We start from the raw sequence: 20,293 nt of genomic DNA on the forward strand, positions 1-20,293 counted from the left end.
CCATGACGGCCAACCTGCTCGACTTCGATCTTGAGGGTTTGGCCGCTTGGTGCGAGCAGCTGGGCGAAAAGCGCTTTCGCGCCGTCCAGCTGTTTCGCTGGATCCATCAAAAAGGGGCGTCGGACTTCACCGAGATGACCGACCTCGCGCGCAGCTTGCGCGAGAAGCTCCCCGGTGCCTGCACCATCACCGGCCTGCCTGTGCTGTCGCGCCAGGACTCGGCGGACGGCACCATCAAGTGGCTGTTCGACGTGGGCGGTGGCAACGCGGTCGAAACCGTGTTCATTCCCGAAGAAGACCGCGGCACCTTGTGTGTCTCGTCCCAGGCGGGTTGTGCCGTGGGCTGCCGCTTCTGCTCCACCGGCCACCAGGGCTTTTCGCGCAACCTCACGACGGGCGAGATCCTCGCCCAGCTGTGGCAAGCCGAGTTCTTTTTGCGCAAGCACCTCAAACGCAGCGAGCGTGTGATCACCAACGTGGTGATGATGGGCATGGGCGAACCCTTGCAGAACTACAACGCGCTGGTGCCGGCGCTGCGTGTGATGCTGGACGATCACGGCTACGGCCTTTCTCGCCGCCGCGTGACCGTGTCCACCTCGGGCGTGGTGCCCATGATGGACCGCCTCGCGAAAGACTGTCCGGTCGCGCTGGCCGTGTCCCTGCACGCGCCGAACGACGCGCTGCGCAGCGACCTGGTGCCGCTCAACCTGAAGTATCCGATCGCCGAACTGCTGGACGCCTGCCTGCGCTATCTGCCCGCCGCGCCGCGCGATTTCATCACCTTCGAGTACTGCATGCTCGACGGGGTGAACGACCAGCCGCACCACGCGCAAGAGCTGCTGGCTCTGGTCCGGGGCCATGCGGGACGCGGCGTGCCCTGCAAGATCAACCTGATTCCTTTCAATCCGTTTCCCGGCTCTGGTTTGCTCTGCTCACCTCGGCCTGTGGTGCAGCAGTTCGCCCGCATCCTCAGCGAAGGTGGTCTGGTGACAACGGTGCGCAAGACGCGGGGTGACGACATCGACGCGGCCTGTGGTCAACTGGCCGGCGACGTGCTCGACCGCACCAACGCCGCCAGCCGCCTGGCCAAACGCCGCAGTGCCACCGAGCATCCCATCCGCATCGTCCACAAGGAAAAGCAGGCATGACTTCAGTCACTCGATTCCCAGCCCGGTTTTCAGGTGCCAAGGCGGGTTTGCTGGCGTGTCTGCTGTGTGGCCTGACCTTCCTTGTCGGTTGCGCCCAGACGGGTGCGGCACCCTCGGCTGCGTCCATGCAAGAGCCGATCACGGACTCGGACGAGCCGGATGTGCGCAAGCGCGCGCGCATCCGCATCGAGCTGGCCGCTGGCTACTTTGCCGAAGGGCAGACCACGGTGGCGCTCGATGAAATCAAGCTGGCCCTGCAGGCCGACCCCACCTACGCCCCGGCCTACGCGCTGCGTGGCCTGGTGTACATGCAGTTGAACAACAGCGTGCTGGCGGAAGAAAGTTTCAAGCGCGCCATCCAGCTCAATCCGCGCGACCCGGATACCCTGCACAACTATGGGTGGTTCGAATGCCAGGCCGGGCGTTATGCGCAGTCCACCGATCTGTTCAGGCGCGCACTGGCCAGCCCGGTGTACGGCGGGCAGGCGCGCTCCCTGTTGGCCATGGGCATCTGCCAGATCCGTGCCGGCCAGTTGGCGGAGGCCGAGGCCAGCCTGGCCCGTTCGTACGAGCTGGACGCCGGCAACCCGATCGTGGCTTACAACCTTGCGTCGCTGCAGTTTCGTCGCGGTGAGGCGAGCAAGGCGCAGTTCACCATCCGCCGCCTCAACAACACCGATCTCGCGAACGCGGAAACCCTGTGGTTGGGCATCAAGGTGGAACGCCAGTTGCAAAACACCCAGGCCATGACGCAGCTTGCCCAGCAGCTGGGCCGGCGCTACCCGGAGTCTGCGCAGTGGGCGAACTACCAGCGGGGTGCCTTCAATGAGTGAAGCGGTGGCGCAGCAGGGCAGCGATGCTCCTGCCGAGACGGTTTCTCGGCCCGTCCGCCTGAAAGAGGCTCGCGAAGCGGCCGGACTGCACATCGCTGCGCTGGCGGCCGCCTTGAAAGTGCCCGTCAAGAAGCTGGAGGCGCTGGAGGCCGGACGCTACACCGAGCTCCCCGACATGACGTTTGCCAGGGCCTTGGCCTCCAGCGCGTGTCGGCAGCTCCGGGTGGATCCGGGGCCGATCCTGCAGCAGATTCCGCAGAGTGCGGTGTCCACGCTCGGTCAATCGGGCCACGCCCTCAATGCACCTTTCCACTCCGGTCACGACGAAGCCCCGTTCAACCCCCTGAGCTGGTTGTCCCGCCCAGCGCTGCTGGCCGCCATTGCGTTGCTGCTGGGAGCGTTGGTGATCGTGTTCCTGCCACGGGCCGACCACACATCCGCAGTGCCCGAGCCTGGCGCTGCTGCCGGTCCCGGGCCGGTGCCGGCAGCCATGCCGGTGGTTCCGCCGGAGCCTGCAGCCCCCGGCCCGCAGGACGCCGCGGCGGGTGCAAGCCCAGCACCGGTCGTTGCCGATCCGCTTGCGGTGCCCGGTGGCACCACCACTGCGCCTGCCGAGCCGTCAACTTCTCCTCAAGCCCCGGTGGCCGAAGCCGGTGTGGCTGTGACACCCGATCCCTCTGCGGTGACCAAGTCGGGTGGCCTGCTGAGCATCGCCGCCACTGGTCAATCCTGGGTCGAGGTGGTCAATGGGTCTGGCGTGGTGGTGGTCAAAAGGCTGCTCCAGGCGGGCGATGTGATCGAGTTTTCCGCGGCGCCCCCTTACACCGTGGTGCTGGGAAAGGCCGACGCTGCCGAGGTCAGCGTGCGTGGAAAGTTGTTTGACACATCGCCGTTTGCACGTAACAACGTGGCCCGATTCGAGGTGAAATGAACATGGACACTGCGTCCCGATCTTCTCTTGTGACTTCCGGCGCTGCCGGGCAACCCATTCCCCTCGCTGCCGTGCGTGCCCGAACGACGCGGCAGGGCGTCGTGGCCTGGGGCAGCCACCGCGTGACGGTGGGTGGCGATGCGCCCGTGCGTGTGCAGTCCATGACCAACACGGACACCGCTGATGCGGTGGGCACGGCGATTCAGGTCAAGGAACTCGCACTTGCCGGCTCCGAGCTGGTTCGCATCACGGTCAACAACGACGAAGCCGCCAAGGCCGTCCCTTACATCCGCGAGCAGCTGGACCGCATGGACATCCACGTGCCCCTGATCGGCGATTTCCACTACAACGGGCACCGCCTGCTCACCGACCATCCAGCTTGCGCCCAGGCGCTTTCAAAGTACCGCATCAACCCCGGCAATGTGGGCCGTGGTGACAAAGGCGACCGACAGTTCGCGCAGATGGTGGAAATCGCAGCGCGCCACGACAAGGCCATCCGCATTGGCGTGAACTGGGGTAGTCTGGACCAGGACTTGCTCGCCCGCCTGATGGACGAGAACGCCAGCCGGCCCCAGCCTTGGGAAGCGCGTCAGGTGATGTACGAGGCCTTGATCACCTCCGCACTCGAATCCGCCAAACGGGCGGAGCAGATCGGCCTCAACGGCAACAACATCACGCTGTCGTGCAAGGTGAGCGCGGTTCAAGACCTGATTGCGGTGTACCAGGCCCTGGCACAGCGTTGCGACTACGCCCTGCACCTGGGGCTGACGGAGGCGGGCATGGGCACCAAGGGCGCGGTGGCCTCCACGGCCGCGCTCTCGGTGCTGTTGCAGCAAGGCATTGGCGACACCATCCGCATCTCGCTCACGCCGCAACCGGGCGAAGCCCGCACACAAGAAGTTGTGATTGCGCTGGAGATCCTGCAGGCCCTGGGCATGCGCGCGTTTGTGCCCTCGGTCACCGCCTGTCCGGGCTGTGGCCGGACCACCAGCACCACCTTCCAGGAGCTGGCCAAGCAGATCGACGACTACCTGCGCAGTTCCATGCCGGTCTGGCGCGAGCGCTACCCTGGCGTTGAAAACCTCAAGGTCGCGGTGATGGGTTGCATCGTCAACGGCCCCGGTGAGAGCAAGCATGCCGATATCGGCATCAGCCTGCCCGGCACCGGCGAGGCGCCGGCAGCCCCCGTTTTCATTGACGGCCAAAAAGCAATGACTTTGCGCGGCGACGACATCGTGCGCGAGTTTCAAGGCATCGTGGACAACTACATCGAGAAAAAGTTTGGCGTCACCGTTTGAAGTCGGGTCTCCCCCCGGCGTCCGCTGACCGCACGAGCTCCCAAGGCATGGCAGAAAAACTGAGCGCCGTCAAAGGCATGAACGACATCGCCCCTCCCGCGTCCGCGCACTGGGAGTGGCTCGAAGAAACCCTGCGTCGCCTCATGAGGCGCTACGGGTACCGAAACCTGCGCACACCCATCGTGGAGCCCACCGCGCTGTTCGTGCGTGGTCTGGGCGAGGTGACCGACATTGTCGAGAAGGAGATGTACTCCTTTGAAGACCGGCTCAACGGCGAGCAACTCACGCTGCGCCCGGAGAACACGGCGGGCGTGGTGCGCGCCGCGCTCGAACATTCGCTGCTGTACGACGGTGGCAAGCGCCTGTACTACATGGGCCCGATGTTCCGCCACGAGCGCCCGCAACGCGGTCGCTACCGCCAGTTCCACCAGTTCGGCGCCGAGGCCCTGGGCTTCGCTGGCCCCGATGTGGACGCCGAGCTCATCGTGCTGGCTTGCGACCTGTGGGCCGAGCTCGGCCTCACCGGGATCGAACTCGAGATCAACAGCCTGGGTCAGCCCCCCGAGCGGCTGGCGCACCGCCAGGCGCTGATCGCTTATCTGGAAGCCCACATCGACCAGCTCGACGAGGAGGCCAAGCGCCGCCTGCACAGCAACCCGCTGCGCATCCTGGACACCAAGAACCCGACCATGCAGGCCCTGGTGAACGCCGCGCCGCGGCTGATGGACCACCTGGGTGCCGAATCGCTCGACCATTTCAACCGCCTGCGCGGCCTGCTCGATGCGCACGGCATTTCGTACCGCATCAACCCGCGCCTGGTGCGCGGCATGGACTACTACAACCTCTCGGTGTTCGAGTTCGTGACCACGCAACTGGGTTCGCAAGGCACGGTGTGTGCCGGTGGCCGCTACGACGGCCTGTTCGAGCAGATCGGTGGCAAGGCCGCGCCAGCCGTGGGCTGGGCGCTGGGCATGGAACGCATCCTGGAGCTGCTGAAAGAGCAGGGCAAGCTGCCCGAGCCTCCCGTGCCCGACGCCTATGCCGTGGTGCCCGACGCGTCCCATGTGCCCCAGGTCATGCCGGTGCTGCGCGCGCTGCGCCGGCACGGCGTCAACGTGCAGATGCACGCAGGCGGCGCCGATGGCATGGGCAGCATGAAGTCGCAGTTCAAGAAGGCGGACGCCAGCGGCGCCCGCTTTGCCCTGATCTTCGGCGAACAGGAGCTGCAGCAAGGCGGGGTGGCCCTCAAGCCTTTGCGTGGCCCCCGGCCGGACACCGACGCGGCTGCACCCGACGCGGTGCAGCGCTTGCTGCCGGTCGCTCAGGTGGCCGACTGGGCTGCCAGTTTGCGCAGCACCTGACCTGCCCGGCATTCCCCGTGCGTCGCAGGCGGGGATGCCGCGGCCACCCGCCTACAATCGAGCGTTGCGCTCCCGGCGCCCGAACCCGAATCGAATTTGCAGCATGGCCAAACACCTCGACCTCGAAGAGCAGGAACAGCTCGATCAGATCAAACACTTCTGGAGTCAGTACGGCAACCTCATCAGCTGGGTGCTGATCGTGGTCTTCGGGTCATTTGCCGCCTGGAACGGCTGGAACTACTGGCAACGCACCCAGGCCGCGAAGGCCGCTGCCCTGTACGACGAGGTGGACCGCGCGGCGGTGGCCAAAGATGCCGATCGTGTGCAGCGCGCGCTGGCCGACATGCAATCACAATTCGCCAGCACCACGTACGCGAGCCAGGCGGCGCTGCAGGCCGGCAAGACACTCTTCGACGCGGGCAAGCTCCCCGAGGCCCGAGCCGCCCTGGCCTGGGCAGCCGAGAAATCCTCCGACGATTCGTACAAGGCGGTGGCGCGCTTGCGCCTGGCGGCACTCGACATCGAGGCGCAGGCCTTCGACCAGGCGCTCAAGACGCTGGACGCACCCGTGCCCAAGCCGTTTGAGCCACTCGTGGCCGATCGCCGCGGTGATGTGTTCATGGCCCAGGGAAAAACCGACGAAGCCAAGGCACAGTACCAGGCCGCCTGGCAGGGCCTCAGCACCCGAACCGAATACCGCCGGCTGGTCGAGGTGAAGCTGGCTTCGCTGGGCGTCGATGTGGCCAGCCTGACTCCAACAACCGAGGTCGTCCGTTGAACCCATTTCTGAACTCCTGGCAGCGCAGTTTGCGCACCGCTTGCCTGGGTGCGCTGGTCCTTGCCGGTCTTGCAGCCTGTTCCTCCGGTCCCAAGAAGCCACAACCCGCCGAGCTTCCGCCCGTGGCCGCACTGATGGGAACACGTGTGGCATGGACCGCGCAGATCGGCCCCGGCACCGAATCCATGACGCCCGCAGTGGCCTCGGGCCGCGTGTTCGTGGCCAGCACATCGGGCGCCGTGGCGGCGCTCGATGGCGTGACCGGTCAAGATGTCTGGCGTTTGAATCTCGGCACCCCCATCGCTGCCGGTGTGGGGTCTGACGGGCAAACCGCCGCCGTGGTCACGCGCGAAAACCAGCTCGTGGCGATGGCCAACGGTCGCGAAGTCTGGCGGGTGCGTCTGCCTGCCCGCGCCTTCACGGCCCCGCTGGTGGCAGGTGCACGTGTGTTCGTGCTCTCGGCCGACCGCACCGTCACCGCGTTTGACGCCAAAAATGGCGCCCGGTTGTGGACCCAAACACGCACCAGTGAGCCCTTGGTGCTGAGCCAGAGTGGCGCTTTGCTGGCCGTTGGCGACACACTGGTGGCTGGATTGTCGGGGCGACTCGTGGGCCTCAATCCTGCCAATGGATCCGTGCGCTGGGAGGCGCCGGTGGCCACGTCGCGCGGCACCAACGAAGTGGAGCGGCTGGTGGACATCGTTGGCCCGGTCAGCCGAATTGGCGACAGCGTGTGCGCGCGAGCCTATTCGGCGGCCGTGGCTTGTGTGGATGCCAGCCGAGGGACGGTGGTGTGGTCACGCGTTGCGCAGGGCACCACCGGTGTTCACGGTGACGACCGTCTGGTGTTTGGTGCCGACGCGGAAGGCCGCTTTCAAGCTTGGCAACGCGCTTCCGGCGAGCCGGCCTGGAGCATCGACCGTCTGAAATACCGCGGCCTCAGTGCTCCCGTGGCCCTGGGCCGGGTGGTGGCCGTGGGCGACAGCAGCGGCCTCGTGCATTTGATCTCACGCGAAGATGGCAGTGAAATGACCCGCCTGAGCACCGACGGGTCGCCGGTTCTCGCCGCCCCTGTGCTCGCGGGCGACGCGCTCGTGGTGCAGACGCGCAACGGCGGCGTGTACGCCTGGCGCCCCCAATAGTGGTCACGGCTCAGCCGTACCGCGTCCTGAACGAAAGCAGTTTTCCTTGAAACCCGTCATCGCCCTGGTGGGCCGCCCCAATGTGGGCAAGTCCACCCTGTTCAACCGCCTGACGAGTTCTCGCGACGCCATCGTGGCCGACTTTGCCGGCCTCACCCGTGATCGCCATTACGGCAATGGCCGCCTCGGTGCGCGTGAATACATCGTCATCGACACCGGGGGCTTCGAGCCCGATGCCACCGAAGGCATCTACAAGGAGATGGCCAAGCAGACACGGCAGGCCGTGGCCGAGTCCGACGTGGTGCTGTTCGTGGTCGATGCCCGGGCCGGCATCAGCGCCCAGGACCACGAGATCGCAAGTTACCTGCGTCGGCTGGGCAAGCCGTGCGTGCTGGTGGCCAACAAGGCCGAGGGCATGACCCAGGGCTTGCAGCTGGTCGAGTTTTACGAGTTGGGTCTGGGCGAAGTGCTGCCGGTCTCCGGTGCGCATGGACAGGGCATCCGCTCGATGGTCGAGTTGGCCATGGAGCGCATTCCCGGCCTGCCGCCGGAAGACGAAGAGGAAGAACCCGCACCGGTCGGCGTGATCCGTCTGGCGGTGGCGGGGCGGCCCAATGTGGGCAAGTCCACCCTGATCAACGCCTGGCTGGGCGAAGAGCGCTTGGTGGCATTCGACCTGCCCGGCACCACGCGCGACACCATCTCCGTGCCGTTCGAGCGCAATGGCCAGAAGTTCGAGCTGATCGACACCGCCGGCATCCGTCGCAAGGGTCGGGTGTTCGAGGCGATCGAGAAATTTTCGGTGGTCAAGACCCTGCAGGCCATTGAAAACGCGAACGTCGTGCTGCTGCTGCTTGATGCCACGCAGGGCGTGACCGACCAGGACGCCCACATTGCAGGCTACATCCTGGAAAGCGGCCGCGCCGTGGTGCTGGCCATCAACAAATGGGACGCGGTGGATGCCTACCAGCGCGAGCAGATCGAACGCCAGATCGAGACCCGCCTGGCCTTCCTGAAATTCGCGTCGATGCACATGATCTCGGCCCAAAAGCGTCAGGGACTGGCGCCGGTGTGGAAATCGATCATCCAGGCCCAGGCATCGGCCACGCGCAAGATGTCCACCCCGGTGCTCACCCGCCTGTTGGCTGAAGCGGTTCAGTTCCAGGCGCCGACGCGCGGCGGCATGTTCCGCCCCAAAATGCGCTACGCCCACCAGGGTGGCATGAACCCGCCGGTGATCGTGATCCACGGTAACTCGCTGGAACACGTGCCGGATTCGTACAAGCGCTTCCTCGAGGGGCGCTTCCGCAAGGCCTTCGATCTTGTTGGCACGCCTTTGCGGATCGAGTTCAAGACCTCCACCAATCCTTTCAAGGAATAGGAATCTCCCCGGAGGGCCTGAGCATCGCTGGCCCTGTGGTATGGTTGTTTTCCTATCCACTTTTTTCTGAACACGGAGAATATCGTGAGCAATAACAAAGGCCAACTCTTGCAAGATCCCTTCCTGAACCAGCTGCGCCGGGAGCACGTCCCCGTGTCGATTTACCTGGTCAATGGCATCAAGTTGCAGGGGCAAATCGAGTCGTTCGACCAATACGTTGTTCTGTTGCGCAACACCGTGACCCAGATGGTGTACAAGCACGCCATCTCCACCATCGTTCCGGGGCGTCCCGTGCAGTTCACCGCAGCGGCTGCAGACGACTCAACCGCACCTTGAACACTGGCGCCCTGAATGCCGGGTCGGACTCGCGCCACGACCCGGTGCGCAGCGCCCTCCGCGCTGTCACTGAACCCATTTGAAATCACCCGACGTACCGTCCATGTCCACCCCATCGGTCATTCTGGTGGGCGTGGATTTTGGTGCTCCTCACTTTGACGCCCCGCTGGAAGAATTGGGTCTGCTGGCCCAGACGGCGGGCTATTCGGTGGCCGATCGGGTGACCTGCAAGCGCAGAGCACCCGACCCAGCCTTGTTCGTGGGCTCCGGCAAGGCGGACGAAATCAAACTGTTGGCCCAGTCGACCGGCGCTTCAGAGGTGCTGTTCGACCAATCGCTCAGCCCGGCCCAGCAGCGCAATCTGGAGCGCCACCTGGGGATGCCGGTCAATGACCGAACGTTGCTGATTCTGGAAATCTTCGCGCAGCGTGCCCGCAGCCACGAAGGCAAGCTGCAGGTTGAACTCGCTCGGCTTCAGTACCTTTCCACCCGACTCGTGCGGCGCTGGTCGCACCTTGAGCGTCAGAGCGGCGGCATCGGCATGCGCGGTGGCCCCGGCGAGACGCAGATCGAGCTGGATCGCCGCATGATCGGTGAGTCGATCAAGCGCACCAAAGAGCGGCTTGAGAAAGTGAAGAAGCAGCGCGCCACCCAGCGCCGTCAGCGTGAGCGGCGCGATACCTTTTCCATCTCGTTGGTGGGGTACACCAACGCTGGCAAATCTTCGTTGTTCAACGGCTTGGTCAAGGCACGCGCCTACGCGGCCGACCAGTTGTTTGCCACGCTCGACACGACGACCCGCCAGCTCTACCTGGGCGAGGCGGGCCGTTCGGTGTCGTTGTCCGACACGGTGGGGTTCATCCGCGATCTCCCGCACGGGTTGGTCGATGCCTTTGCGGCGACCTTGCAAGAAGCCGCTGACGCCGATCTCCTCCTGCACATCGTGGATGCATCCAATCCCTCGCACCCGGAGCAAATTGCGTCTGTGATGAGCGTGCTCAATGACATCGGGGCCGAGCAAGTCCCTCAAATCCTGGTGTTCAACAAACTCGACGCCATGGACGAAGCAAACCGTCCGCATGTTCTCAGTGATCAAATGGAACTGGATGGGCAGCCTGTGTCTCGAATCTACGTGAGTGCGAAGACCGGCGAGGGTTTGCCCGCCCTGCGAGCACTGTTGGCGGCGCGGGTGATGAACCTCAAAGGCGGGCAAGGCCCCATGAGCCCGGGGGCGTTCCCCGAAATTGAAAGTCCGCTGTCCTGATTGGGCACAATGTGATGGTTTTTGAATCGACAAAAAGTTGGCAACACATGGATGTGAATCTGCAAACCCCCTCCCGCGCTGAGCAGCCTGGCCCAAGGTCCAAACCCCGACGCGGCGTGAGCAAGTTGTTGGGCATGTTCAATTTGAATGATCCACGCTGGGGTCGGGGCGACGATGCACCCCGCAACGAAGGTTCGAAAGACGGACAGGAACCCGATCGCAACGACGACAACCGGGCACCTCAGCGCCCTCGTGGTCAGGGGCCCAACCAGGGTCCTCCAGACCTTGACGAGCTGTGGCGCGACTTCAATCGCAAGCTCGGCGGCTTGTTGGGCAAAAAGGGTGGTGGTCAGGGCGGCGGCAATGGCTCCGGCGGTGGTGGCATGCCCAACTTCAACCCGAGCCCGAAAACGACCGGCATTGGCGCGGGACTCATTGTCGGCGTTGCGGCGCTGATCTGGCTGGGCACCGGCTTCTTCATCGTGCAAGAGGGCCAACAGGCCGTCATCACACAGTTCGGCAAGTACAACAGCACGGTCGGGGCTGGTTTCAACTGGCGCTTGCCGTACCCGGTCCAGCGACACGAGACGGTGTTCGTGACGCAGATTCGCTCGGTCGATGTGGGTCGGGACAACCTGGTGCCCGCCACCGGTCTTCGCGAGTCGGCCATGTTGACGGAAGACGAAAACATCGTCGAGATCAAGTTTGCCGTGCAGTACCGCCTCAACGACGCGCGTGCATTCCTGTTCGAGAGCCGGGATCCGGATGCTTCCGTGGTTCAGGCCGCCGAAACGGCGGTGCGTGAAGTGGTGGGCAAGATGAAGATGGACGCTGCTCTGGCCGAAGAGCGCGACCAGATCGCGCCGAGGGTGCGCGCGCTGATGCAAAACATCCTGGATCGCTACAAAGTGGGTATCGAGGTCGTGGGCATCAACTTGCAACAAGGCGGTGTCCGTCCGCCCGAGCAGGTGCAGGCTTCGTTTGACGATGTGCTCAAGGCGGGTCAGGAGCGCGAGCGCGCCAAGAACGAAGCCGAGGCCTACGCCAACGATGTGGTCCCAAGGGCTCGCGGTGCAGCTTCCCGGCTGACCGAAGAAGCTGAAGGCTATCGCGCCCGCATCGTCGCGCAGGCAGAAGGTGATTCCCAGCGCTTTCGCTCGGTGCTGACCGAATACCAGAAGGCCCCGCAGGTGACGCGGGAGCGCATGTACACAGACGCCATGCAGGAGATCTACAGCAATGTGACCAAGGTGCTGGTGGATTCCAAGGCCGGCAACAACCTTCTGTACCTGCCCTTGGACAAGATCATGCAGATGACGACCCAGTCGCCGTCTGCGACGCCCGCAGCGCCCGCAGCGCCAACCAGCGCGGCCCCCGCCACCCCGGCCAGCCGCAGCCTTGACAACGCAGCCCGCTCGCGCGAGCGCGAGAGCCGCTGAACGCCGCACACGAGACCAAAGAGCACCGCACATGAACAAATTGGGTTTCATCCTCACCAGCCTCGTCGTGGCGCTGGCCATCGCCAGTTCCATGCTGTTCGTGGTTGACCAGCGCCAGTTCGGCGTGGTTTTCCAGCTGGGCCAGATCAAGCAGGTCGTGACCGAGCCAGGCCTGAACTTCAAGTTGCCGCCACCGTTCCAGAACGTGTCCTATATCGACAAGCGCTTGCTCACGCTGGAGAGCACCGACACCGAGCCGACGCTGACCGCCGAGAAACAGCGTGTGGTGATCGACTGGTACGTGCGCTGGCGCATCGCCGAGCCGCAGGAGTACATCCGCAACGTCGGGATCACCGAGCGCGCGGGCGCCTTGCAGCTCAACCGTGTCGTGCGCAACTCGTTCCAGCAGGAAGTGAACAAGCGCACCGTGAACGAACTGCTGTCGACCCGGCGCGAACAGCTGATGGCCGACGTGAAGCGCGAAGTGCTCGCCGCTGTGCGCAGTGCCGACAAACCCTGGGGCATGGACGTGGTCGACGTGCGCATCACCCGCGTGGACTACGCCGAGAGCATCACTGCGTCGGTGTACCAGCGGATGGAAGCCGAGCGCAAACGCGTGGCCAACGAACTGCGTTCCACCGGTTTTGCCGAGGGTGAAAAGATCCGTGCCGATGCCGACCGCCAGCGCGAGGTGATCGTGTCCGAGGCCTATCGCGATGCGCAGCTCATCAAGGGCGAGGGCGATGCCAAGGCCGCCGCGTCGTTCGCCGAGGCCTTTGGTCGCGACCCTGCCTTTGCGCAGTTCTACCGCAGCCTGGAAGCCTACAAATCGAGCTTCGCCAGCAAGTCCGACGTGGTGGTGGTCGATCCTTCCTCCGACTTCTTCAAGTCGCTGCGCAGCAGCAACCTGGCGCCGAGCCGCTGAGCCGCATGACGACCAGCGCTTGCACCTCAGGCCAGCGCTGATCGCTCAGCCGTTGCCGCGTGGACCCGATCTGGACCGCACTGGCACTGGTGCTGGTGTTCGAAGGCATCCTGCCCTTGGTGGCGCCGCGGTTGTGGCGCCGGGTCTTCTCTGAAATGCTTGGCCTGCGCGACGGACAGTTGCGTTTCTTCGGCCTGGTCTGCGTGGCCATCGGCGTGCTGATGGTCTGGCTGCTCGGCTGAATTTCCCTGGCCAGACGGGCGCTGGATGCGCCCGCTCCCGGCCCCTTGCGCGATCACCCTGCGGATACCGTGCCGCACCCCGGTAAAATCGCGGTTTTAACAGCTCCTGAAAATGCCCATGTCTGCCTGGGTCCTCCCGGATCACATAGCCGATGTCTTGCCTTCCGAGGCCCGCCACATCGAAGAATTGCGCAGGAGCTTGCTCGACACGGCCCGTGGCTATGGCTACGAGCTGGTGATGCCGCCCCTGCTGGAACATCTCGAATCGCTGCTCACCGGCACCGGCGAAGCACTCGACCTCCAAACCTTCAAACTCGTCGACCAGTTGTCTGGCCGCACGCTGGGTTTGCGCGCCGACAGCACGCCGCAAGTGGCGCGCATCGACGCGCACCTGCTCAACCGCCAGGGCGTGGCACGCCTTAGCTACTGCGGCCCGGTGGTGCACACGCGCATCGACCGCCCGCTGGCCAGTCGCGAACCCTTACAGTTCGGCGCCGAGATCTACGGTCACGCCGGTCTGGAGGCTGACCTTGAGGTGATTGAGCTGGCTCAAGCCAGTCTGCGCGTGGCCGGGGTGAAGGGCCTTCAGCTCGACATGGCCGATGTGCGCGTGATCGACGCTGTGCTGGCGCCGGTGACGCTGACCGCGGCGCAGGAAGCCCGCATCCACGCGGCGCTCAATGCCAAGGACGTGGCCGAGCTCCAGGTGCTGGCGCGCGATCTGCCGACCAACGTCCGCCGCGATCTCTGCGCATTGCCTCGACTCTTCGGCGACGTGGCTGTGCTCGATGAAGCCGGACAGACGCTGCAGGCGTCGCCGGCCCTGCACGCGGCACTCGACAACCTGCGCTGGCTCGCTTCGCACGCGCAGGACATGGCGGTGTCGATCGATCTGGCCGACCTGCGCGGCTACGCCTACTACACCGGCATGCGCTTCGCCTTGTTTGCGCACGCAGGGCAGGGCAGTGCGGGCCAGTCGCTGGAGTTGGCCCGGGGTGGCCGCTACGACGAGGTGGGCGCCGTGTTCGGTCGCAACCGCCCGGCGGTGGGCTTCAGTCTGGATCTCAAGGAGCTCGTGGCCGCCGTGGCGCCACGCTCTTTGGTGGCCGCGATCCGCGCGCCATGGGGCATGGACGCCAGCTTGCGCAATGCCGTGGCCGGCCTGCGCGCGCAGGGCCACACGGTGGTCTGCGTGTTGCCCGGCCACGAACACGAAGTCGACGAATTCCATTGCGACCGCGAACTGGTGCCCGACGCGGCACAGGCGGGCGCATGGGCAGTGAAGAACATTCAAACGGAAATCAGCCAATGAAGAACAGCAGCAACGCCGTGACACCCGGTCGCAACGTGGTGGTGGTGGGGACCCAGTGGGGCGACGAGGGCAAAGGCAAGCTGGTCGACTGGCTGACCGAAACCGCCACCGGCGTGGTGCGTTTCCAGGGTGGTCACAACGCCGGGCACACGCTGGTCATCAACGGTGTGAAGACCGCCTTGCACCTGATTCCCAGCGGCATCATGCGCGCCGGTGTCAAGTGCTACATCGGCAACGGTGTGGTGCTCTCGGTGGGCAAACTGTTCGAAGAAATCACGGGTCTTGAGAAAGCCGGTGTCGAAGTGCGTTCGCGCCTGCGGGTGAGCGAAGGTTGCCCGCTGATCCTTCCGTTCCACGCTGCGATCGACATTGCGCGCGAAGCCGCCAAGGTCAAGGCCGGCACCGAGAAGATCGGCACCACCGGCCGTGGCATCGGCCCGGCCTACGAAGACAAGATCGCCCGCCGCGCCCTGCGCGTGCAGGACCTGCGCTACCCCGAGCGTTTCGCCGCCAAGCTGCGCGAGCTGCTCGACCTGCACAACCACCTGCTCACCAGCTACCTGCATTCGGCCGACATGGTCTGGGACGACAAGATCGCGGCCTACATGAAAGACGGCGCGATCCAGTTCGAGCCGGTGTTCGCCGAAGCCATGCAGCAGGCCGAGTTGCTCAAACCCATGATCGCCGACGTGTCGCGCGAACTGAACGAAGCCCACAAGGCCGGTGCCAATCTGCTGTTTGAAGGCGCGCAGGGCACGCTGCTCGACATCGACCACGGCACCTACCCCTTTGTCACGTCCAGCAACTGCGTGGCCGGCAACGCCGCCGCCGGCGCCGGCGTGGGCCCGGGCCTGCTGCACTATGTGCTGGGCATCACCAAGGCCTACTGCACCCGCGTGGGTGGTGGGCCGTTCCCGACCGAACTCGATTGGGAAAAAGAAGGCACGCCCGGCTGGCACATGGCCACGGTGGGCGCAGAAAAAGGCGTGACCACCGGGCGCAGCCGCCGCTGCGGCTGGTTCGACGCGGCGTTGCTCAAGCGCTCGGCCCAGGTCAACGGCCTGACCGGCCTGTGCATCACCAAACTGGATGTGCTCGATGGTCTTGCAGAACTGAAGCTCTGCACCGGCTACGAGCTGGATGGCGAAACCATCGACATCCTGCCGCTGGGTGCCGAAGACATTGCCCGTTGCACGCCGATTTACGAAACCCTGCCGGGCTGGAGCGACTCGTCGGTGGGTGTCACGCAGTACGACAAGTTGCCTGAGAACGCGCGCCGCTATCTGCAGCGGATTCAGGAAACCACGGGTGTGCCGATCCATGTGGTGTCGACCAGCCCCGACCGCGACCACACCATCCTGCTGCACCACCCCTATCACGGCTAAGCACGGCTGATCGGTGCATGAGCGGCCCAACTCGCCGTGTACCGTGCAAGAATCCCGACCGATACCCCCACCCGGAGTCCGCATGCTCACCGAAGACGGCAAACACCTCTACGTCTCCTACGACGAGTACCACAACCTGATCGAGAAGCTCGCGCTCAGGGTCCACCAATCCGGTTGGGAGTTCGACACCATCCTGTGCCTGGCGCGTGGTGGCATGCGCCCCGGCGACATCCTCTCGCGTATTTTTGACAAGCCGCTGGCCATCATGTCGACCAGCTCTTACCGAGCCGCCGCCGGCACGCAGCAGGGCAACCTGGACATTGCGCGCTACATCACCACACCGAAAGGCGAGATCGCCGGCAAGGTGCTGCTGGTTGACGATCTGGCCGACTCCGGTCACACGCTCAAGGCCGTGATCGACATGCTCAAGAACAACTACGCGCCCATCACCGAGATGCGCAGCGCGGTGATCTGGACCAAGCAACTCTCGACCTTCACGCCCGACTACTCGGTGGAGTTCCTGCCGACCAATCCCTGGATCCACCAGCCGTTCGAGGGCTACGACAGCATGCGCCCCGCCCAACTGCTGGAGAAATGGAAGCTGTGAGAGACCTGTCCACCCGCCTGATCCACCACCCCTACAAGCCGCCTGAAGGCTTCGAGGCGGTGGCGCCGGGTGTGCACAAGGCCTCCACCGTTTTCTTTCCCAACGTCCAGGCGTTGCGCACCTACGACTGGAAAGACAAGAGCGGCTACACCTACGGCCTGCACGGCACGCCGACCACCTTCACGCTGGAGGAGCGCATCGCCACCATCGAAGGCGGCCACCATTGCGTGCTGGTGCCCAGCGGACTGTCTGCCGTGGCCTTGGTCGACATGGCTTTCCTGCGCAGCGGCGACGAGGTGCTGATCCCCGACAACGCCTACGGTCCGGGCAAGGCGTTTGCTGCGGTCGAGCTGGCGGCCTGGGGCATCACCCACCGCTTTTTCGATGCGATGGACCCCGACGACCTGGCGCGGCACATATCGCCCGCCACGCGCCTGGTCTGGCTGGAAGCACCCGGCTCCATCACGCTGGAGTTCCCCGACATTCCTGCGCTCGTGGCCCGTGTGCAGCAGGCCAATGAGACTCGCGGAGGACAACGGTCCATCGTCACGGTGCTCGACAACACCTGGGGCGCCGGCATCGCCTTCAACGCGTTTGATCTGGGCGTCGATATCTCCATGCAGGCGCTCACCAAGTACCCCAGTGGCGGCGCCGACGTGTTGATGGGCTCGGTGGTCACGCGCGATGAAACCTTGCACCGCCAGGTGCTGCTCACCCACATGCGGCTGGGCTTGGGTGTGGCCGCCAACGATGCCGAACTGGTGCTGCGCAACCTGCCGACCATGGCCTTGCGCTACGAGGCGCAGGACACGGCCACCCGCGCGCTGGCGCAGTGGATGCAGGTGCAGCCGGGGGTGGTTCAGGTGTTGCATCCCGCTTTGCCCGACTCGCCCGGGCACGCCGCCTGGCAGCGTGACGCCACCGCGGCGGCCTGTCTGTTCAGTGCCGTGTTCGACGCGTCCATTCCCCAGTCGCGCATCGATGCGTTTTGCGACAGCCTCCAGCTCTTCCGCCTGGGCTGGAGCTGGGCCGGACCCATCAGCCTCTGCGCCCCCTACGACATGGCCTCCATTCGCACGCGCGCATGGCCGCACGCCGGTGGTCTGGTACGCTTTGCGGTCGGTCTGGAATCCGTGCACGATCTGCGTGCCGACCTCGCACAGGCCATGAGCGCCTTGCAAGCCTGACCCCTTCGTTTCAACAGACCTGAAAGACTGATTTGGCTACTCCCAACTACGGATACGAAAAACGCCAGCGCGAGCTTGCCAAGAAGAAGAAGAAAGAGGAAAAGCTCAAGGCCAAGGCCGAAGGCCGCCGCCACGACGACACCGATGCACCGGAAGAGCCGGGCACTGATGCACCAGACGGCGCATCGGGCGGCGACGGCGCTGGCGCAGGCAACTGACCTTTTGGGTCTTGTCAGCGGCCTGGGCTCCTCGCTCAGGCCGCGCTTTCGCTGGCGATCAAGGATCGCGCAGCTTCGTTCAGCGAATCGGCTGAACGGTCCCGCAGCTCACAGGGCAGGGCCTGCGGAAACTGTTTGAAGTTGCGCCCGATCGACTGGGCGTACATCGGGTCGTAGTGGCGGGTCAGCAGCTCCAGGACCACGTCGGGCGTCTGACCATGCATCACTTGCTCGGTCCACCCCGTCACCACCTCTTTGCCGCGCAACTCGGTCAGCGCTTCCAGGCGCGAACAAAACGACACCGGGTCTTTCACGAAGAAGTCGTAGTCCTCCAGCAGCAGTGCCACACGCTCCGTGTCCGACAGGCGCAGGTCGATGCAGGGGCTGGCCCGCATGGCGTCGATGAGGGCATCGGGCACACGCACGTTGCCCACCTTCTTGCTCTCGCTTTCCACGTACACCACGCGCGCCGGGTCGAAGCCACGCAGGGCAGACCACACCATCGAATCAAAACGCTTCTGGCTCGGCTGCGGCTGGCCGGGTATGTGGCCCAGCACCGAACTGCGGTGGCTGGCCAGGGCTTCGAGGTCGAGCACCTGCGCACCCTGCGCAGCCAAGGCTTGCAGCAGACGCGTCTTGCCGCTGCCGGTGGGGCCACAGACGATGCGGTAGCGCAGCCTTTCGGCCAACGCGGGCAAGGAGTCGACCAGCGCCGCGCGCCAGGCCTTGTAGCCACCTTCGATCAGCGTCACCTGAAAGCCGATGGCGCCCAGGATGGTGGCCAGCGCACCGCTGCGGTTGCCGCCACGCCAGCAGTACACCAGCGGTTTCCAGGTGCGCGGCTTGTCGATCACCTCGCGCTCGATGTGGGCCGCGATGTTGCGGGCCGAGAGGGCCGCGCCGCGTTTCTTGGCCTCGAACGGGTTGACCTGTTTGTACATCGTGCCGATGGTGATGCGCTCTTCGTTGTCGAGCGTGGGCCAGTTCACCGCGCCCGGCACATGGTCGAGCGCGTGCTCGTCTTCGGTGCGAGCGTCGATGATCAGGTCGAATTCGGCCAGGCGGCTCAGCGCCTCGGTGGCATTCAGGGTGTGGACGGGCATGCCCGATTATCGACGGGCGATCAGCTTGCGAAGTTCGGGCCACACGTTGTCGCGCATGGTGGGCTGAGCCGACTCGTTGGGGTGGATGCGGTCGCTCTGGAACAGCGCGGTCGGGTCCTTGGTGTCGGCCACGTCTTTCAGAAAGAACGGCACCAGGGCGGTCTTCTCGGCCTTGGCCACGGCGGTGAAGACCTCGCGGAACTCCTGTGCGTACTTCGCGCCGTAGTTCGGCGGCATCTCCATGCCCAGCAGCAGCACCTGGGCCCCCGCTTCGCGAGACAGCCGCGCCATGGTGGCCAGGTTGTCCCGCGTCATGTTCAGGGGCAGGCCGCGCAAGGCGTCATTGCCACCCAACTCGATGACCACCCACTTGGGTTGGTGCTGCTTGAGCAGGGCCGCGATGCGCGAACGCCCACCCGACGTGGTGTCGCCGCTGATGCTGGCGTTGACCACGCGCGCCTTCACTTTCTCTTTGGCGAAGGTTTCGCTCAACAAGGCCACCCAACCGGTGCCGCGTTTGAGACCGTATTCGGCGCTGAGCGAATCGCCGACCACCAGGACCACCGGCAGCTTGCTGCTGGCCGCTTGCGCAGGTGCCTGCGCCAGTGCATGGCCCAAAGACCCTGCAGCGGCGAGCGCGCACACACTGCAGACCAGCGCGTTAAAGTGACGGCGTTTCAACTTGAGAAGTCCTTCCATGTCCGATGTGATGATTGCGGTCCAGCATGTGTTCAAGTCGGTCACCGACTCCACCGGGTCGCTGACCATTCTGCGCGATATCGATTTCACCCTGAACAAAGGGGAAACCGCCGCCATCGTGGGTGCGTCCGGGTCGGGCAAGAGCACGTTGCTGTCCATCGTGGCCGGGTTGGACACGCCCACCAGCGGCACAGTTCACATCGACGGTGTCGATTTGTTCGCCATGGACGAAGACCAGCGCGCCGCGCTGCGTTCACAGAAGGTGGGCTTTGTGTTCCAGAGCTTCCAGCTGCTGGGCAACCTCACCGCGCTGGAAAACGTGATGCTGCCGCTGGAGCTGGCCGGGCGGCGCGACGCACGCACCACCGCCACCCACATGCTGCAACGCGTGGGTCTGGGCGAGCGCCTGTCCAGCTACCCCAAGGTGCTCTCGGGCGGCGAGCAGCAGCGCGTGGCGCTGGCGCGCGCTTTCGTGGTGCAGCCCGCCGTGCTGTTGGCCGACGAGCCCACCGGCAGCCTCGATTTCGCCACCGGCGGCAAGATCATGGAACTCATGTTCGACCTCAACCGCGAGCAGGGCACGACGCTAGTGTTGGTCACGCACGATCGAAGCATCGCGCAGCGCTGCGAACGCCGCATCACCATCGAGGCCGGGCAGGTGGTGCCCGAAGCGAAAGAGACCGCGGCCCTTGCCTGAGGCCGCC

General features: G+C 65.0%; 21 protein-coding genes. 19 read left to right on the forward strand and 2 right to left on the reverse strand.

From position 1 onward, the window contains the following. Positions 1-2 precede the first annotated feature (2 nt). From rlmN to Q1W68_RS04530, 18 genes are all read left to right on the forward strand, one after another. Complete coding sequence (gene rlmN / locus Q1W68_RS04445) at positions 3-1,148, forward strand: 23S rRNA (adenine(2503)-C(2))-methyltransferase RlmN (RefSeq protein WP_300715690.1); 1,146 nt, start codon at positions 3-5, stop codon at positions 1,146-1,148. Further along, on the forward strand, positions 1,145-1,981 hold the full coding sequence (gene pilW / locus Q1W68_RS04450; protein WP_300653150.1) for a type IV pilus biogenesis/stability protein PilW: 837 nt from the start codon (positions 1,145-1,147) through the stop codon (positions 1,979-1,981). Before rlmN ends, pilW begins: the two co-directional genes overlap by 4 nt. Next, positions 1,974-2,912, forward strand: coding sequence for a RodZ domain-containing protein (locus Q1W68_RS04455; RefSeq protein ID WP_300653152.1), 939 nt, complete (start codon positions 1,974-1,976; stop codon positions 2,910-2,912). Before pilW ends, Q1W68_RS04455 begins: the two co-directional genes overlap by 8 nt. Before the next feature lie 2 nt (positions 2,913-2,914). After that, positions 2,915-4,210: a flavodoxin-dependent (E)-4-hydroxy-3-methylbut-2-enyl-diphosphate synthase gene (gene ispG / locus Q1W68_RS04460; RefSeq protein WP_300653155.1), complete on the forward strand. Its 1,296-nt coding sequence runs from the start codon at positions 2,915-2,917 to the stop codon at positions 4,208-4,210. A gap of 47 nt (positions 4,211-4,257) precedes the next feature. Continuing rightward, positions 4,258-5,571 (forward strand): histidine--tRNA ligase, encoded by a 1,314-nt coding sequence (gene hisS, locus Q1W68_RS04465; protein ID WP_300653158.1) that lies wholly within the window; start codon positions 4,258-4,260, stop codon positions 5,569-5,571. Positions 5,572-5,674: 103 nt separating this feature from the next. After that, entirely contained in the window at positions 5,675-6,349 is a 675-nt protein-coding gene (locus tag Q1W68_RS04470) for a tetratricopeptide repeat protein (protein ID WP_300653161.1), read from the forward strand. A 29-nt stretch (positions 6,350-6,378) separates the two neighbouring features. Next, positions 6,379-7,491, forward strand: a complete 1,113-nt coding sequence (gene bamB / locus Q1W68_RS04475) for an outer membrane protein assembly factor BamB (RefSeq protein ID WP_300653227.1) — start codon at positions 6,379-6,381, stop codon at positions 7,489-7,491. A 46-nt stretch (positions 7,492-7,537) separates the two neighbouring features. After that, entirely contained in the window at positions 7,538-8,872 is a 1,335-nt protein-coding gene (gene der, locus Q1W68_RS04480; protein WP_300653163.1) for a ribosome biogenesis GTPase Der, read from the forward strand. A 66-nt stretch (positions 8,873-8,938) separates the two neighbouring features. Then, positions 8,939-9,208: an RNA chaperone Hfq gene (gene hfq / locus Q1W68_RS04485; RefSeq protein WP_300653229.1), complete on the forward strand. Its 270-nt coding sequence runs from the start codon at positions 8,939-8,941 to the stop codon at positions 9,206-9,208. A gap of 103 nt (positions 9,209-9,311) precedes the next feature. Further along, complete coding sequence (gene hflX / locus Q1W68_RS04490; protein ID WP_300653165.1) at positions 9,312-10,472, forward strand: GTPase HflX; 1,161 nt, start codon at positions 9,312-9,314, stop codon at positions 10,470-10,472. Positions 10,473-10,606: 134 nt separating this feature from the next. Further along, positions 10,607-11,911, forward strand: a complete 1,305-nt coding sequence (hflK, locus tag Q1W68_RS04495; protein ID WP_300653231.1) for an FtsH protease activity modulator HflK — start codon at positions 10,607-10,609, stop codon at positions 11,909-11,911. A 31-nt stretch (positions 11,912-11,942) separates the two neighbouring features. Continuing rightward, a complete protein-coding gene (gene hflC, locus Q1W68_RS04500; RefSeq protein WP_300659452.1) occupies positions 11,943-12,836 on the forward strand; it encodes a protease modulator HflC in 894 nt (297 codons plus the stop codon). 59 nt (positions 12,837-12,895) lie between these two features. Then, positions 12,896-13,078, forward strand: a complete 183-nt coding sequence (locus tag Q1W68_RS04505; RefSeq protein WP_291213590.1) for a DUF2065 domain-containing protein — start codon at positions 12,896-12,898, stop codon at positions 13,076-13,078. A gap of 118 nt (positions 13,079-13,196) precedes the next feature. Further along, positions 13,197-14,390: an ATP phosphoribosyltransferase regulatory subunit gene (locus tag Q1W68_RS04510; RefSeq protein WP_300653172.1), complete on the forward strand. Its 1,194-nt coding sequence runs from the start codon at positions 13,197-13,199 to the stop codon at positions 14,388-14,390. Next, the gene (locus Q1W68_RS04515; protein ID WP_300715692.1) at positions 14,387-15,775 is read left to right on the forward strand and encodes an adenylosuccinate synthase; all 1,389 of its coding nucleotides are present in this window, start codon (positions 14,387-14,389) and stop codon (positions 15,773-15,775) included. The genes Q1W68_RS04510 and Q1W68_RS04515 overlap by 4 nt, the downstream gene beginning before the upstream one ends. Before the next feature lie 82 nt (positions 15,776-15,857). Then, positions 15,858-16,382, forward strand: a complete 525-nt coding sequence (locus Q1W68_RS04520; protein ID WP_300659462.1) for a phosphoribosyltransferase — start codon at positions 15,858-15,860, stop codon at positions 16,380-16,382. After that, the gene (locus Q1W68_RS04525) at positions 16,370-17,569 is read left to right on the forward strand and encodes a PLP-dependent transferase (RefSeq protein ID WP_300659464.1); all 1,200 of its coding nucleotides are present in this window, start codon (positions 16,370-16,372) and stop codon (positions 17,567-17,569) included. The genes Q1W68_RS04520 and Q1W68_RS04525 overlap by 13 nt, the downstream gene beginning before the upstream one ends. Before the next feature lie 32 nt (positions 17,570-17,601). Further along, a complete protein-coding gene (locus Q1W68_RS04530; protein ID WP_300653180.1) occupies positions 17,602-17,787 on the forward strand; it encodes a hypothetical protein in 186 nt (61 codons plus the stop codon). A gap of 35 nt (positions 17,788-17,822) precedes the next feature. Here Q1W68_RS04530 and mnmH read toward each other — a convergent pair whose 3' ends face one another. Both mnmH and Q1W68_RS04540 read right to left on the reverse strand, forming a co-directional pair. Continuing rightward, positions 17,823-18,890 carry a tRNA 2-selenouridine(34) synthase MnmH gene (gene mnmH, locus Q1W68_RS04535; protein WP_300715693.1) on the reverse strand — a complete coding sequence of 356 codons (1,068 nt, stop codon included), beginning with the start codon at positions 18,888-18,890 and terminating at the stop codon, positions 17,823-17,825. A gap of 6 nt (positions 18,891-18,896) precedes the next feature. Then, positions 18,897-19,589 carry an arylesterase gene (locus Q1W68_RS04540; protein ID WP_300715694.1) on the reverse strand — a complete coding sequence of 231 codons (693 nt, stop codon included), beginning with the start codon at positions 19,587-19,589 and terminating at the stop codon, positions 18,897-18,899. Between Q1W68_RS04540 and Q1W68_RS04545 the strand changes: the two genes are divergently transcribed. Next, positions 19,588-20,286, forward strand: coding sequence for an ABC transporter ATP-binding protein (locus Q1W68_RS04545; RefSeq protein WP_300653188.1), 699 nt, complete (start codon positions 19,588-19,590; stop codon positions 20,284-20,286). The two genes, Q1W68_RS04540 and Q1W68_RS04545, sit on opposite strands and share 2 nt — an antisense overlap. The last annotated feature ends 7 nt before the right edge of the window (positions 20,287-20,293 follow it).

Origin of the sequence: Hydrogenophaga sp. (assembly GCF_030158645.1) — a bacterium.
In the GTDB taxonomy this organism is placed as follows: domain Bacteria; phylum Pseudomonadota; class Gammaproteobacteria; order Burkholderiales; family Burkholderiaceae_C; genus Hydrogenophaga.

Coding starts and splice junctions, on each gene's coding strand:
- rlmN (WP_300715690.1), top strand. CDS start 3: ATGACGGCCAACCTGCTCGACTTCGATCTTGAGGGTTTGGCCGCTTGG.
- pilW (WP_300653150.1), top strand. CDS start 1,145: ATGACTTCAGTCACTCGATTCCCAGCCCGGTTTTCAGGTGCCAAGGCG.
- Q1W68_RS04455 (WP_300653152.1), top strand. CDS start 1,974: ATGAGTGAAGCGGTGGCGCAGCAGGGCAGCGATGCTCCTGCCGAGACG.
- ispG (WP_300653155.1), top strand. CDS start 2,915: ATGGACACTGCGTCCCGATCTTCTCTTGTGACTTCCGGCGCTGCCGGG.
- hisS (WP_300653158.1), top strand. CDS start 4,258: ATGGCAGAAAAACTGAGCGCCGTCAAAGGCATGAACGACATCGCCCCT.
- Q1W68_RS04470 (WP_300653161.1), top strand. CDS start 5,675: ATGGCCAAACACCTCGACCTCGAAGAGCAGGAACAGCTCGATCAGATC.
- hflX (WP_300653165.1), top strand. CDS start 9,312: ATGTCCACCCCATCGGTCATTCTGGTGGGCGTGGATTTTGGTGCTCCT.
- hflK (WP_300653231.1), top strand. CDS start 10,607: ATGTTCAATTTGAATGATCCACGCTGGGGTCGGGGCGACGATGCACCC.
- hflC (WP_300659452.1), top strand. CDS start 11,943: ATGAACAAATTGGGTTTCATCCTCACCAGCCTCGTCGTGGCGCTGGCC.
- Q1W68_RS04510 (WP_300653172.1), top strand. CDS start 13,197: ATGTCTGCCTGGGTCCTCCCGGATCACATAGCCGATGTCTTGCCTTCC.
- Q1W68_RS04515 (WP_300715692.1), top strand. CDS start 14,387: ATGAAGAACAGCAGCAACGCCGTGACACCCGGTCGCAACGTGGTGGTG.
- Q1W68_RS04520 (WP_300659462.1), top strand. CDS start 15,858: ATGCTCACCGAAGACGGCAAACACCTCTACGTCTCCTACGACGAGTAC.
- Q1W68_RS04525 (WP_300659464.1), top strand. CDS start 16,370: ATGGAAGCTGTGAGAGACCTGTCCACCCGCCTGATCCACCACCCCTAC.
- mnmH (WP_300715693.1), bottom strand. CDS start 18,890: ATGCCCGTCCACACCCTGAATGCCACCGAGGCGCTGAGCCGCCTGGCC.
- Q1W68_RS04545 (WP_300653188.1), top strand. CDS start 19,588: ATGTCCGATGTGATGATTGCGGTCCAGCATGTGTTCAAGTCGGTCACC.
- Q1W68_RS04540 (WP_300715694.1), bottom strand. CDS start 19,589: ATGGAAGGACTTCTCAAGTTGAAACGCCGTCACTTTAACGCGCTGGTC.